Raw genomic sequence first — 13,154 nt, forward strand, 5'->3', positions numbered from 1 at the left:
AACGGAGACACTATGAGCTACACCACGCCATTGCGCGACATCCGCTTTGCCATGAAGGAGTTGGCGGGCCTGGACGAGATTCTCAAACTGCCCGGTTTCGAGGAGGCCGAGCCCGATCTGGTCGATGCCATCCTCGATGAGAACGCGCGCTTTGTGCAGGAGGTGGTGGCTCCCTTGAACGTCGTCGGCGATCGCCAGCCGCCGGTCTGGAAAGACGGCGTGGTGACCGCCACGCCGGGTTTCGCCAAGGCGTTTGCGGAGTATTCGGCCGGGGGCTGGCAGGGCCTGCAGCATCCGGTGCAATGGGGCGGGCAAGGTTTGCCGCAACTGGTGGCCGCGCCGGCGGGCGAAAACATCCAGGCGGCCAGCCTGGCGTTCGCCCTGTGTCCCATGCTCACCGACGGCGTGATCGAGGCCTTGCTGACGGTCGGTTCCGAAGCGCAACGGCGCGCCTACATTCCCAACCTGATCGGCGGGCGCTGGACCGGTACGATGAACCTGACCGAACCCCAGGCCGGTTCTGACCTGGCGCTGGTATCGACCCGGGCGGTGCCGCAGGACGATGGCAGCTACCGGGTGTCGGGCCAGAAGATTTTCATCACGTTTGGCGAGCATGATCTGGCCGAGAACATCATCCATCTGGTGCTGGCGCGTCTGCCGGACGCACCTGCCGGCGTGAAGGGGATCTCCCTGTTCATCGTGCCCAAGTTTCTGGTCAACGAGGATGGTTCGCTGGGCAAACGCAACGATGTCTGGTGTGCTTCGCTGGAGCACAAACTGGGCATCCATGGCAGTCCCACGGCCGTGCTGCTTTACGGCGCCGGCAAAGGCGAGGTGGGCGAGGGCGCCGTCGGCTATCTGGTGGGCGAGGCCAATCGCGGGCTGGAGTACATGTTCATCATGATGAACGCGGCGCGTTATTCCGTCGGGCAACAAGGGATTGCGCTGTCCGAGCGTGCTTACCAGCATGCCCAGGCCTATGCGCGCGAGCGCGTGCAGGGCCGCGCCATCGAGGGATCGGCCGGCCCGGTGACGATTTCCCGTCATCCGGATGTGCAGCGCATGTTGCTGACCATGCGCTCGCTGACCGAGGCAGCCCGGGCGGTGTCCTATGTCGCCGCCGCCGCGCATGACAAGGCCAATCACCACCCGGATGCCGAAGTGCGGACCCGCAATCGCGCCTTCTACGAGTATCTGGTTCCCATCGTCAAGGGCTTTTCGACCGAATCGGCCGTCGAGGTCGCTTCCCTGGGCGTGCAGGTGCATGGCGGGATGGGCTTTATCGAGGAGACCGGGGCCGCCCAGTATTATCGCGACGCGCGGATTCTCCCCATCTACGAAGGCACTACGGCGATACAGGCCAATGACCTGGTCGGCCGCAAGACCTTGCGCGACGGCGGCGCGGCGGCGCACGCCTCGATTGCGGCCATGCGCGACACCCTCAAAGCGCTGCAGGCCGAAACGGCGCGCGCCGATGCCGAAAGTCGTGAAGGACTTTGCCTGTTGCGGGATCACTTCGATCAGGCCATCCAGGCTTATGAGGCCGCGGTGGAGTATGTGTTGCAGCACGCCGTCGACCATGTGCGGGCAGTGTTTTCGGGCAGTGTGCCTTACCTCATGCTGGCGGGCGTGGCTCATGGCGGCTGGCAGATGGTGCGGGCCGCGCTCGTGTGCAGCCGCCGTTTGGCCGAAGGCAGCAGCGATGAGTTCTACCGCCATAAGCTGGGTACCGCGCTCTTTTACGGGGCCCATATTCTGCCCCGCGCGCTGTCGCTGTCGGCGGCTGTGCGCGCCGGGCAGGTGGCGAATACCGCGGCCGACTGGGCCGGGGTGGCCTGACGCCTCTCGTTGCAATACAACATAAGGTTATATGGTTTGCTTATTTCCCCCCGTGGGGGTTTGATGCAAGAATCATATTGTCGGCAACCTCAAGCAGGAGATTTTCAATGGCACACCTTCGTCTGGGCGATACCGCGCCCGACTTCGAGCAGAAATCGTCCATAGGCACGCTGCGCCTGTATGACTACCTTGGCGACAAGTGGGGCGTGTTGTTTTCGCATCCCGCCGACTTCACGCCGGTTTGCACCACCGAGCTGGGCTATACCGCCAAGCTGGCCGACGAGTTCGCCAAGCGTGGCGTCAAGGTGCTGGCGCTGTCGGTCGACGGCGAGGAATCCCACACCAAGTGGATCGACGACATCAATGACACGCAGTCGACCCGTGTCAACTTCCCCATCCTGGCCGACGAGGACCGCAAGGTCTCCGAGCTCTATGACATGATCCATCCGAACGCCAATGCCACGTTGACCGTGCGCTCGGTGTTCATCATCGATCCTGCCAAGAAGATCCGCCTCATCATTACCTATCCCGCCAGCACGGGCCGTAATTTCAATGAGATCCTGCGCGTGATCGACTCTCTGCAATTGACCGACAGCCATAGCGTGGCCACGCCGGTCAACTGGCAGGATGGCGATGACGTGATCATCGTGCCGTCCCTGAAGGACGAAGCCGTCATCAAGGAGAAATTCCCCAAGGGCTACAAGGCCGTGCGCCCCTACCTGCGCATCACGCCGCAGCCCAACAAGTAAGAGATGCCAGACTGACGCATGCGGGCCGCCTTCGGGCGGCCCGTTTGTTTGGCGCTCGCGGCGGCGCGGCCCGGGCTTTATCGCTTCTAGCGATGAGTAATCAAAAAATGATTCGTTCCTTTCAGATGGCTGGGCTTGCACACTGCAGTCATTGCCACTCGAACAACAAAGGAAGCGAACATGCCCTCCCGTGCCGCAGGAATCTGGACCGCCGCCATCGCTTTGGCAGCCACTTTTACGCTGGGCCTGCCCCAGGCCATGGCCCAGAGCAAGCAAACACTGCTCAACGTCTCGTATGACCCCACGCGCGAGTTGTATCGCGCTGTCGATGAGGCTTTCGTCAAGGATTACAAAGCCAAGGCCGGTGTCGATCTGACCATTCGTCAATCGCACGGCGGCTCGGGTCGCCAGGCGCGTTCGGTCATCGACGGCCTGGACGCCGACGTCGTCACCCTGGCGCTGGCTTATGACATCGATGCCGTCGCCGATCGCGGTCTGCTGCCGCAGGATTGGCAAAAGCGCCTGCCGCAAAACAGCTCGCCCTATACCTCGACCATCGTGTTCCTGGTGCGCAAGGGCAATCCCAAGCAGATCCAGGACTGGGATGATCTGCTCAAGCCCGGCGTGCAGGTAATCACGCCCAACCCCAAGACCTCGGGCGGGGCGCGCTGGAATTATCTGGCGGCCTGGGCCTATGCCCTGAAGAAGCCGGGCGGCAGCGAAGCCAGTGCGCGCCAGTTTGTCGGTGATCTGCTCAAGCATGTGCCCGTGCTGGACACCGGGGCGCGCGGCGCGACGACGACCTTTGTCGAGCGCGGGGTGGGCGACGTTTTGCTGGCCTGGGAAAACGAAGCCTTCCTGGCGCAGGAAGAGCTGGGTCCGGACAAGTTCGACATCGTCGTGCCGTCGCTCTCCATTCTGGCCGAGCCGCCGGTGGCCGTGGTGGACAAAGTGGTCGATAAGAAGGGCACGCGTCAGGCCGCCCAGGCTTATCTGGAGTTTCTGTATACGCCGCAAGCGCAGGAAATCATCGCCAAGAACTACTACCGGCCGATCGACAAGACGGTGGCCGCCAAGTACGAAAGCCGCTTCCCCAAACTGAATCTGGTCACCATCGACGATCCCATCTTCGGTGGCTGGCGCAAGGCGCAGAAGGATCACTTCAGCGATGGCGGCAGCTTTGATCAGGTCTATCAACCCAAGTAAGGAAACGGGTTCGCGATGAGTGCCATTCTTCATCCGGCGGCGGGCGCGGGCGCCCGCCCCGCCCGCAAAAGCCCCGGCGTACTGCCGGGTTTTGGCATTTCCATGGGTTATGCCGTGTTTTACCTCAGCGTGCTGGTGCTGATCCCGCTGGCTGCCTTGCCGATCAAAAGCGCGCACCTGGGTTGGGCGGGGTTCTGGGATACGGTGACCGCGCCCCGAGTGCTGGCGTCGTACCGGCTGACGTTCGGCGCGGCCTTGGTGGCGGCGCTGGTCAATCTGGTGTTCGGCACCATCGTGGCCTGGGTATTGGTGCGCTACCGCTTTCCGGGTAAGCGCATCGTCGATGCGTTGGTGGACTTGCCGTTTGCCTTGCCCACCGCCGTGGCCGGCATCGCCCTGACCGCGATCTACTCCACCAACGGCTGGCTGGGCGGGCCGCTGGAGCGCTGGCTGGGCCTGAAAGTGGCCTTCACGCCACTGGGCATCGTGGTGGCGCTCATCTTCATCGGCGTGCCCTTCGTGGTGCGCACCGTGCAGCCCGTGCTCGAAGATATCGAACGGGAGATCGAGGAAGCCGCCGCCAGTCTGGGCGCCGGCCGCTGGCAAACCATACGACGGGTGCTGCTGCCGGCCTTGATGCCAGCACTGTTGACCGGATTTGCACTGGCTTTCGCGCGCGCGGTGGGCGAGTACGGCTCGGTGGTGTTCATCGCCGGCAACATGCCCATGGTGTCGGAGATCACGCCGCTGCTGATCATCGTGAAACTCGAACAGTTCGACTATGCCGGGGCGGCGGCCATTGCGACCGTTTTGCTGGCTGTGTCCTTTTTGCTGTTGTTCATCATCAACCTGTTGCAGGGGTGGCAGGCGCGCCGCGGAGGGAGACTGGCATGAGGCCCGACCATTTGACCGAGCCGCGCTGGGTGCGCGGCATTCTGCTCTTTCTGGGCTTGGCCTTTCTGACGCTGTTTCTGTTCGTGCCGCTGGCAGCGGTGTTTACCGAAGCATTCCGCAAGGGCTGGCAGACCTATCTGGCGGCGATCACCGAGCCGGACGCATTGTCGGCCATCCGCCTGACGCTGTGGGTGGCCGCGATTTCGCTGCCGCTGAACCTGCTGTTCGGGGTGGCGGCCGCCTGGGCGATCACCAAGTTTCAGTTCCGGGGCAAGCAGTTCCTCATCACGCTCATCGACCTGCCGTTCTCGGTCTCGCCCGTCGTGGCGGGCCTGATTTTCGTGCTGTTGTTCGGCTCGCAGGGCTGGTTCGGCCCTTGGCTGCAGGAGCACGACCTGAAGATCGTCTATGCCGTGCCGGGTGTCATTCTGGCGACGCTGTTCGTGACCTTTCCCTTCGTGGCGCGGGAGCTGATCCCGCTGATGCAGGCGCAGGGCAGTGAGGAAGAGCAGGCGGCGCTGACCTTGGGCGCGACGGGCTGGCAGATCTTCTGGCGCATCACGCTGCCCAATATTAAATGGGGCCTGCTGTATGGCGCCATCCTGGCCAATGCGCGCGCCATGGGCGAGTTCGGCGCGGTGTCGGTGGTGTCGGGGCAGGTGCGTGGCCTGACCAACACCATGACGCTGCATGTGGAGATTCTCTACAACGAGTACCAGTTCTCGGCCGCCTTCGCGGTGGCCTCGCTGCTGGCATTGCTGGCCCTGGTGACGCTGGTGGTCAAGAATTTCATTGAGTGGCGCAATCAGCGGCTGTTGGCGCAAGGCGAGCAGCCCCTTGAAGTGTCGCCACTGGCGGCGCAACAGCCACAAGCCGCCTGAGCGGGGAGGAACATCATGAGCATCGAAGTCAAAAATCTGTCCAAGCGCTTCAATGATTTTCGTGCGCTGGACGATGTCTCACTGCATATCGAGACCGGCGAGCTGGTCGCCCTGCTGGGGCCGTCGGGCTGCGGCAAAACGACGTTGCTGCGCATCATCGCCGGCCTGGAGAGCGCCGACAGCGGCAGCGTGCTGTTCTCCGGCGAGGACGCCACCGGGGTCGATGTGAGGCAGCGGCAAGTGGGTTTTGTGTTTCAGCATTACGCCTTGTTCAAGCACATGACGGTTTTCGAGAACGTGGCGTTTGGCTTGCGGGTCAAGCATCGCTCGCAACGGCCGTCCGAAGCGCAGATCCGCAGCAAGGTCCATGACCTGCTGCAGTTGGTGCAATTGGACTGGCTGGCCGACCGTTATCCGGCACAGTTATCGGGCGGTCAGCGTCAACGCATTGCGCTGGCCCGTGCCTTGGCCGTGGAGCCGCGCGTGCTACTGCTCGACGAGCCGTTTGGCGCGCTGGATGCGAAGGTGCGCAAGGAGTTGCGCCGCTGGTTGCGCCGCTTGCACGATGAGCTGCACGTGGCCAGTGTCTTCGTCACCCATGATCAGGAAGAAGCCTTGGAAGTCTCCGACCGCGTGGTGCTGATGAATGCCGGGCGCATTGAGCAGATCGGCAGCCCGCGCGAGGTCTGGGAGGCGCCCGCCACGCCCTTTGTCTATGGCTTCCTGGGGGACGTGAATCAGCTTTCCGGCCAGGCCAGCGGGGGCGTCTGGCGCCATGCCGATCTGGCGCTGCCCGCGCCCGGTCTGGATCAGCCCGGGGTGCTGGCGGCGACGGCCTACGTCCGGCCGCATGAGATCGAGGTGCTGCGCTACGCCCCGCAATCGCCCGGCATCCCGGTGCGGCTGGCGCACGCTTATCTGGCCGGTCCCAGCGCCTATCTGGAGCTCACGCGGGAAGACGCCGCCAGCGCGATCGAAGCCGAAGTCCCCGAGCACATCTTTCGCGAACTCAACCTGAAGGAGGGCGATGCCCTGCTGGCCCGTCCGCGCCGCGCCAGGGTTTTCGCTACGCAACCATGAGCCACACCGACCTGACTTCTGAGACGGCCGCGCGCTGGGAAGCGCTCAAGGCCACATTGGCCGACATTGCCCGGCGCCATCCCGACGCGGCGCTGGCCTGCTCGCTGGCGGCCGAAGACATGCTGTTGATCCATGCCATCGAACAGGATCATCTGCCGCTGGAGATCTTCACGCTGGACACTGGCCGGCTGCATCCCGAGACCCTGGGCATGCTGGATAAGGTGCGCGACCGCTATGGGCGGGCGATCACCGTGATGCAACCCCAGGCGCAGGCTGTCAGCGAGCACGTCGCCGCGCATGGCGCCTTCGCCTTTTATGAGAGCGTGGACCTGCGCAAGGCCTGTTGCCAGATACGCAAGGTCGAGCCCTTGGCGCGCGCGCTGGCGGGCCGCAGTGCCTGGATCACCGGGCAGCGGCGTGCGCAGGCCGTCACGCGGGGCGAGCTGCCGGCCGAGGAGCCCGATCCCGTGTTCGGGCTGTACAAATTCAATCCCCTGGCCGCCTGGAGCGAAGACGAGGTCTGGGCGGTCATCCGGGCGCTGGACATTCCCTACAACCCCTTGCATGACCAGGGCTACCCCTCCATCGGCTGCGATCCCTGTACGCGCGCCATCCGCCCGGGTGAGGATCTGCGCGCCGGACGCTGGTGGTGGGAGAGTTCGGATTCCAAGGAGTGCGGTCTGCACGAGGGCAACCGCCGCCATATCCCGATTGCTGTGAATTGAGAAAGGAAGAATCATGTCTTTAGTTGCCCAACGCAGCCATCTCGATTGGCTGGAATCCGAGGCCATTTTCATCTTGCGTGAAGTGGCCGCCGAGTGCGCCAAACCCGTGCTGCTGTTCTCCGGCGGCAAGGATTCCGTGGTGCTGCTGCGCCTGGCCGAAAAGGCCTTCCGGCCTGGCCGTTTTCCCTTCCCCCTGATGCATATCGACACGGGGCACAACTTCGACGAGGTCATCGCGTTTCGCGACGAGCGCGCCGGGCAGTTGGGCGAAACGTTGATCGTGCGCAGTGTGGAAGACTCCATCGCGCGCGGCAGCGTCGTGCTGCGCCGCGAGACGGACTCGCGCAATGCCGCTCAGGCGGTGACCTTGCTGGAGGCCATCGAGGAGTTCGGTTTCGATGCCTGCATAGGCGGGGCGCGCCGCGACGAGGAAAAGGCCCGCGCCAAGGAGCGCATTTTCTCGTTCCGGGACGAGTTCGGCCAATGGGACCCCAAGGCGCAGCGCCCGGAGCTCTGGAATATTTTCAATACGCGCGTGCATCCCGGCGAGAACATCCGGGTCTTTCCGATCTCGAACTGGACCGAACTGGACGTCTGGCAATACATCCATCGCGAGAATCTGGCCCTGCCGTCCATCTATTACAGCCATCAGCGCGAGGTGGTGCGCCGCCGTGGCCTGCTGGTGCCGGTCACGCGCCTGACGCCGCCGGCCGAGGGCGAGCGCGTCGAGACCCTGGATGTGCGCTTTCGGACCGTGGGCGATATCTCCTGCACCTGCCCGGTGGCCTCCGAGGCTGCCGACCCGCTGGCCATCATCGCCGAGACGGCCGTCACCGACATCACTGAGCGCGGGGCGACCCGCATGGACGATCAGACCTCCGAGGCGTCGATGGAACGCCGCAAGCGCGAAGGCTATTTCTGAACCGGATGACATCATGAATGCACTGAACGATTCTTTTTTGTCGGGCGCCGATCGCGGTGTGCTGCGCCTGATCACCGCCGGCTCGGTGGACGACGGCAAATCCACACTGATCGGCCGCCTGCTCTATGACAGCAAGGGCGTGTTCGCCGATCAGCTCGACGCCATTGCGCGCGCCAAGCACAAACGCGTGGCGGGCGACGGTATTGACCTGTCTCTGCTTACCGACGGCCTGGAGGCCGAGCGCGAACAGGGCATTACGATCGACGTGGCCTATCGCTACTTCGCCACGCCTTTACGCAAATTCATCGTGGCCGACGCACCGGGACACGAGCAGTACACCCGCAATATGGTCACCGGCGCATCGACGGCCGACGCGGCCATCATCCTGATCGATGCCACGCGGGCGGCCGATGGCAAGCTGTTGCCGCAGACCAAGCGGCACAGCACGATCGCGCGTCTGCTCGGCATCCGCCACATCGTGGTGGCCGTCAACAAGATGGACCTGGTGGACTGGGATAAGGCGGTGTTCGACCGCATCGCCGCGGCCTATGCCGATCTGGCGCGCAAACTGGGGCTGCCGGATTTCCACATCCTGCCGCTGTCGGCGCTCAATGGCGACAACGTCGTGCATCGCTCCGATCGGACCCCCTGGTATGCGGGCCAGCCGCTGTTGAGCCTGCTGGAAAATCTCGAACAGGGCGCCGACGGCTCGGTGCTGCCGCTGCGCTTTCCGGTGCAATGGGTGATGCGCCATGACGGCGACCGTGCCGAGGATTTCCGGGGGTACGCCGGCCGCGTGGCCAGCGGTGCCTTGGCCGTGGGCGATGAGGTGCTCGTGCAGCCATCCGGGGTGGCCGCGCGCGTGGCCGGGATCCGGGTGTTCGACCGCAGCGTGGAGCGCGCCGTGAGCGGCGATTCGGTGACCGTGGTGCTGGATCGCGATGTCGATGTCTCGCGCGGTGACATCATCACGCATGCGGCCGCTCCGGCGGCCGTGGCGCGCGAGTTCGAGGCCGAGGTCTGCTGGCTCGACAATCAACCGTTGAACCCCGCGCGCAAATACTTGCTCAAGCAGGGCACGCGCTTGACCTCGGCCAAGATTCGCGGCGTGCATACGCGGCGTGACATTCATGAGCTGCAGGAAGTTGCTGAGGCGCAAGACAGCCTGGCGATGAATGACATCGGCCGCGTGTCCTTCGTCACGCGGGAGTCGCTGGCGGTCGATGACTACCGTGACGTTCCGGGAACGGGGGCCTTCATTCTGATCGACGCGGCCACGCACCAGACGGCGGCAGCCGGCATGCTGATCCGGCGCTGAGCGGGCCTGCCCGCCGCTGTTGTTTTTTATTCAAAGCCTTGGCTGGCGCGGCTTTCCAGGCATTTTCCAGCACGTGAAATGAATTCCGTGCACGCCTGGCGGCACTTGCGGTACAGTCGGAACGTGGTCCTCTCAAGGACTTAGGGGCTTGTCAAAAGTACTGTGTTTTTGTACAGTGCTTCCATGATGAGCACCGAACATTCGCTTTCCGCCGGTTATGGGTCCCCGGCTGCCGCCCCCGCCGCCTCGCGCGGTCGGGGTGCGGTTACTAATGTTCGCCACCGCTTCGAGCAAGTCGAGCGCGAGGCTTTCGATGACGGGTGGTTCGGCGGCGACGATACGGCCGTCGCGCTCGATCCGTCCCTGGATGATATCCAGGATGAACCCCGGCGGGTCGCTGCCGGGGGCTCCTCGGATGATGACGTGTCCGAGGCCCATTTGTCCGGCGCTTCCGCCGCCGCCGCGGACGCGGCGCTGCCCGAAGCGGTGGGTTTGCCCCAGTCTGCCACCCAGCGTTACATCCCCGTCATGGCGGTGCCGCGCACCACGGTGCGGCCAGAGCAGGCGCGCAAGCTGCTGTCGCGCAATGATTCTCCGGATATCCCCTTTGACGTCGCCGTCAATCCCTATCGGGGCTGCGAGCATGGCTGCGTGTATTGCTATGCCCGGCCCACGCATGCCTATCTGGGCTATTCGCCCGGATTGGACTTCGAAACTCGCCTGGTCGCCAAGGCTAACGCCGTGCAGGCGTTGCGCGCGGAGTTGGCCCGGCCCGGTTACAAGGTCTCGCCGATCAATATCGGCTCGGCCACCGACGTCTATCAGCCCATCGAACGCACCTGGCGCCTGACTCGAGGCCTGCTCGAGCTCATGGCCGAGACGCGCCACCCCCTGACCCTGGTCACCAAAAATGCCCTCGTCGAGCGCGATCTGGACCTGCTATCCACGCTGGCGCGTGACCGGCTGGTGACGGTATTCATCAGCATCACCACGTTGGATGCCGACATGGCGCGCACATTGGAGCCGCGCGCTTCGGCGCCGTGGCGTCGTGTCGAGACAGTGCGCAAGCTTGCCGAGGCCGGCGTCCCGGTGGGGGTGCTGGTGGCTCCCGTCATTCCCTTTATCAATGACGAGTCCATGGAGTCCATCCTGGAGGCAGCCGCCGCTGCGGGGGCCGGCTCGGCCAGCTACACGGTGGTGCGCTTGCCCTGGGAAGTCAAAGAGGTGTTTGAGACCTGGCTGCATACGCATTTTCCTGATCGGGCGCAGCGAGTGTTGCACCGGATCGAAGATATGCGCGAGGGCAAACGCAATGACAGCAGTTTTGATACCCGCATGCGCGGGACCGGCATCTGGGCGGATTTGTTGCGGCAGCGCTTTCAACTTGCCACGCGCAATCTGGGCTTGACCGGCATGCGCCCGGAACTCGTGCGGGATCTGTTCGTGCCGCCGGTCATTGCACAGGCCGTGCGGCGCGGGCGGCAAAACGCCACCGACGCGGCGCGCGAAGCCGGCCAGATGGCGCTATTCGAAGAATGAACGAAGTCCAAGGCAGTTTTCTCATGCATGTCCGGCAACGGACAGCCTTGCCCGGTCTGGCCTGGCAGGCGCTACAAGGAGAGTCATCATGACGACGGTTACGCTTCCCGCAGACGCATTGCTTGCCCATGGCCCGGTGTCGCAGCGTCCGCGCCCCTCATCGCGGGCCGTGCCCGCACGCTCGCCGGCCTGGCCGTTTCAGGCGCCCGCCGAGCCTGCCGCGGTACCGGCGGACGTCGAGCCCGCCGCCGATACCGAGCGGGATATCCAGGCCCGGGAAATGCGCCGCCGCATGGTCTGGGATGTGGTGATGGTGTTGTCGTGGGGGGCGGCGATTCCCGGTTTCATGTGGTTGGGTGCGGCCTTCGGTTTTTGAGCTGCTCAGCGGCGGCGATTGGGGCAGGGCGGCCTACGCTCTGTGCGGCACTCAGGCGCAGATTCAGCTCGAACCCAGCAAGATGACGCCCAGCAGGATGGCGCCGCAACCGGCCAGACGTCCCGGGCCGACTTTTTCGCGGAGCAAGAACATGCCCGCCAGCGTACCCAGCATCATGGACATTTCTCTCGCGGGGGCGACCAGGCTCAAGGGCGCGCCCATGCGCAAGGCATAGAGCACCAGGATATAACCCAGGGGCGACAGCACGCCCACGGCGAGCGCCAGATGCCAATAGCCGCGCATGGCTGGGAAGTACTGCGCCCGGCGCTTGATGACGTGCGGTGTCAGCATGGCCGTGCGCGTGACACAGGTAAACCAGTCAAATAAGACCGGCATGATGAGCAGGCTTTTCACCCCGTAGGCGTCCACCACGGTGTAGGCGGCGATAAACAGGCCGATCAATACTCCCCAACGTACCCCGATCCAGGCTTGTGGCGTATGGAACATGCTCAGCCGCCCTTGCGTGGCGATCAGCATGACGCCGCCCACCACGCACAACATCCCCAGTATGCCGGTCGTGGTCGCGGGTTCGCCCAGCAGCGTAAAGGCGCCGATTGTCGACAACAGCGGTCCGGTGCCGCGCGCGATGGGGTAGACCACCGATAGGTCTGCCACCTGGTAGCCACGTTGCAGACAGAGGCTGTAGCCCAGGTGCAACAACGATGAGGCCAGGATGCATAGCCCGACCGGCCAGCTCCACGACATCCCCTCGTGCGCCAGGACCCAGATCACCCAGGGCGCATACAGTACGCTGGCGGCTAGTCCATAGGCGAAGACGAAGACGGGGCCCACCATGGCGGCGCGCTTGGCAAGCAGATTCCATGTCGCGTGGGCCATGGCGGCCAGCACAACCAGTATCAGGGACGTATAAGTCATGGCGGTCGGCAAGCGGGAAAGGCGCAAGCGTACTTGAAACGGGGGCGGAACTCGGGTAGCTGGGCTGGTTAAAAAAAGAGCACTGAGGTAGAATAGCTGGTTTGCCAACTCATCCTCTGCTTGCGGCATACGAAATATGCGCGCGCTGGGGTTACCCGATAGGGCGGGCTTTCTTTTGGGAAAGCGCGCTTAAGTCAGGGGAGCCTTGGGGTGCTGCATCGATATCCTCCCGGCAAAAAACGCCTGCAAAGACAAGATGAATCCGGAGTTCTCATGAACCTTATCGCTCTCCTTGAACAGGAAGAAATCAAGCGCCTGACCGGCGACAAGCCCGTGACCGAGTTCGCCCCTGGCGACACCGTGATCGTGAGCGTGAACGTGGTCGAAGGTACCCGCAAGCGTGTCCAGGCCTTCGAAGGCGTGGTCATTGCCAAGCGCAACCGTGGCCTGAATTCTTCCTTCATCGTCCGCAAGATTTCGTCGGGTGAAGCCGTGGAACGTACGTTCCAGCTCTACTCGCCGCAGATCGCCGGCATTGAAGTCAAGCGCCGTGGCGACGTGCGCCGTGCCAAGCTGTACTACCTGCGCAACCGCTCGGGCAAGTCGGCTCGCATCAAGGAAAAGCTGGTCAGCAAGCAAGCCGCTCAAGGTTAATCCCTGGCTTGAACGCTGCCCGGTCCGCCCAGCAT

General features: G+C 63.9%; 13 protein-coding genes. 12 read left to right on the forward strand and 1 reads right to left on the reverse strand.

Features of this window, described 5'->3' with window-relative positions:
- The first annotated feature begins 12 nt into the window (after window positions 1-12).
- The 11 genes from CAL22_RS07215 to CAL22_RS07265 all read left to right on the forward strand — a co-directional run bounded on the left by CAL22_RS07215 (window position 13) and on the right by CAL22_RS07265 (window position 11,529).
- Window positions 13-1,839, forward strand: a complete 1,827-nt coding sequence (locus tag CAL22_RS07215) for an acyl-CoA dehydrogenase (RefSeq protein ID WP_094811794.1) — start codon at window positions 13-15, stop codon at window positions 1,837-1,839.
- Between the two features lie 107 nt (window positions 1,840-1,946).
- Window positions 1,947-2,588 (forward strand): peroxiredoxin, encoded by a 642-nt coding sequence (locus tag CAL22_RS07220; protein WP_094811796.1) that lies wholly within the window; start codon window positions 1,947-1,949, stop codon window positions 2,586-2,588.
- A gap of 180 nt (window positions 2,589-2,768) precedes the next feature.
- A complete protein-coding gene (locus CAL22_RS07225) occupies window positions 2,769-3,794 on the forward strand; it encodes a sulfate ABC transporter substrate-binding protein (protein WP_094811798.1) in 1,026 nt (341 codons plus the stop codon).
- A gap of 15 nt (window positions 3,795-3,809) precedes the next feature.
- Window positions 3,810-4,688, forward strand: coding sequence for a sulfate ABC transporter permease subunit CysT (cysT, locus tag CAL22_RS07230; protein WP_094811800.1), 879 nt, complete (start codon window positions 3,810-3,812; stop codon window positions 4,686-4,688).
- A complete protein-coding gene (gene cysW / locus CAL22_RS07235) occupies window positions 4,685-5,569 on the forward strand; it encodes a sulfate ABC transporter permease subunit CysW (protein ID WP_094811802.1) in 885 nt (294 codons plus the stop codon). Before cysT ends, cysW begins: the two co-directional genes overlap by 4 nt.
- Window positions 5,570-5,584: 15 nt before the next feature.
- Window positions 5,585-6,649 carry a sulfate/molybdate ABC transporter ATP-binding protein gene (locus tag CAL22_RS07240; RefSeq protein WP_094811804.1) on the forward strand — a complete coding sequence of 355 codons (1,065 nt, stop codon included), beginning with the start codon at window positions 5,585-5,587 and terminating at the stop codon, window positions 6,647-6,649.
- The gene (locus tag CAL22_RS07245) at window positions 6,646-7,374 is read left to right on the forward strand and encodes a phosphoadenylyl-sulfate reductase (protein WP_094811806.1); all 729 of its coding nucleotides are present in this window, start codon (window positions 6,646-6,648) and stop codon (window positions 7,372-7,374) included. The genes CAL22_RS07240 and CAL22_RS07245 overlap by 4 nt, the downstream gene beginning before the upstream one ends.
- A 13-nt stretch (window positions 7,375-7,387) precedes the next feature.
- On the forward strand, window positions 7,388-8,296 hold the full coding sequence (gene cysD / locus CAL22_RS07250; protein ID WP_094811809.1) for a sulfate adenylyltransferase subunit CysD: 909 nt from the start codon (window positions 7,388-7,390) through the stop codon (window positions 8,294-8,296).
- Window positions 8,297-8,309: 13 nt separating this feature from the next.
- Window positions 8,310-9,614 carry a sulfate adenylyltransferase subunit 1 gene (locus tag CAL22_RS07255; protein ID WP_094811811.1) on the forward strand — a complete coding sequence of 435 codons (1,305 nt, stop codon included), beginning with the start codon at window positions 8,310-8,312 and terminating at the stop codon, window positions 9,612-9,614.
- 183 nt (window positions 9,615-9,797) lie between these two features.
- Complete coding sequence (locus CAL22_RS07260; RefSeq protein ID WP_208621914.1) at window positions 9,798-11,153, forward strand: PA0069 family radical SAM protein; 1,356 nt, start codon at window positions 9,798-9,800, stop codon at window positions 11,151-11,153.
- Between the two features lie 88 nt (window positions 11,154-11,241).
- Entirely contained in the window at window positions 11,242-11,529 is a 288-nt protein-coding gene (locus tag CAL22_RS07265; protein ID WP_094811813.1) for a hypothetical protein, read from the forward strand.
- A gap of 63 nt (window positions 11,530-11,592) precedes the next feature.
- Here CAL22_RS07265 and CAL22_RS07270 read toward each other — a convergent pair whose 3' ends face one another.
- Window positions 11,593-12,465: a DMT family transporter gene (locus CAL22_RS07270; RefSeq protein ID WP_094811815.1), complete on the reverse strand. Its 873-nt coding sequence runs from the start codon at window positions 12,463-12,465 to the stop codon at window positions 11,593-11,595.
- Window positions 12,466-12,738: 273 nt separating this feature from the next.
- On the opposite strand from CAL22_RS07270, the gene rplS reads away from it, so the two are divergent.
- Entirely contained in the window at window positions 12,739-13,119 is a 381-nt protein-coding gene (rplS, locus tag CAL22_RS07275; RefSeq protein ID WP_094811817.1) for a 50S ribosomal protein L19, read from the forward strand.
- Window positions 13,120-13,154: the final 35 nt, after the last annotated feature.

This window comes from Bordetella genomosp. 12 (assembly GCF_002261355.1).
Classification (GTDB): domain Bacteria; phylum Pseudomonadota; class Gammaproteobacteria; order Burkholderiales; family Burkholderiaceae_B; genus Bordetella.

What these genes read in the sequence shown, in the direction of transcription:
- CAL22_RS07215 (WP_094811794.1), top strand. Translation starts at nt 13, where the DNA reads ATGAGCTACACCACGCCATTGCGCGACATCCGCTTTGCCATGAAGGAG.
- CAL22_RS07220 (WP_094811796.1), top strand. Translation starts at nt 1,947, where the DNA reads ATGGCACACCTTCGTCTGGGCGATACCGCGCCCGACTTCGAGCAGAAA.
- CAL22_RS07225 (WP_094811798.1), top strand. Translation starts at nt 2,769, where the DNA reads ATGCCCTCCCGTGCCGCAGGAATCTGGACCGCCGCCATCGCTTTGGCA.
- cysT (WP_094811800.1), top strand. Translation starts at nt 3,810, where the DNA reads ATGAGTGCCATTCTTCATCCGGCGGCGGGCGCGGGCGCCCGCCCCGCC.
- cysW (WP_094811802.1), top strand. Translation starts at nt 4,685, where the DNA reads ATGAGGCCCGACCATTTGACCGAGCCGCGCTGGGTGCGCGGCATTCTG.
- CAL22_RS07240 (WP_094811804.1), top strand. Translation starts at nt 5,585, where the DNA reads ATGAGCATCGAAGTCAAAAATCTGTCCAAGCGCTTCAATGATTTTCGT.
- CAL22_RS07245 (WP_094811806.1), top strand. Translation starts at nt 6,646, where the DNA reads ATGAGCCACACCGACCTGACTTCTGAGACGGCCGCGCGCTGGGAAGCG.
- cysD (WP_094811809.1), top strand. Translation starts at nt 7,388, where the DNA reads ATGTCTTTAGTTGCCCAACGCAGCCATCTCGATTGGCTGGAATCCGAG.
- CAL22_RS07255 (WP_094811811.1), top strand. Translation starts at nt 8,310, where the DNA reads ATGAATGCACTGAACGATTCTTTTTTGTCGGGCGCCGATCGCGGTGTG.
- CAL22_RS07260 (WP_208621914.1), top strand. Translation starts at nt 9,798, where the DNA reads ATGATGAGCACCGAACATTCGCTTTCCGCCGGTTATGGGTCCCCGGCT.
- CAL22_RS07265 (WP_094811813.1), top strand. Translation starts at nt 11,242, where the DNA reads ATGACGACGGTTACGCTTCCCGCAGACGCATTGCTTGCCCATGGCCCG.
- CAL22_RS07270 (WP_094811815.1), bottom strand. Translation starts at nt 12,465, where the DNA reads ATGACTTATACGTCCCTGATACTGGTTGTGCTGGCCGCCATGGCCCAC.
- rplS (WP_094811817.1), top strand. Translation starts at nt 12,739, where the DNA reads ATGAACCTTATCGCTCTCCTTGAACAGGAAGAAATCAAGCGCCTGACC.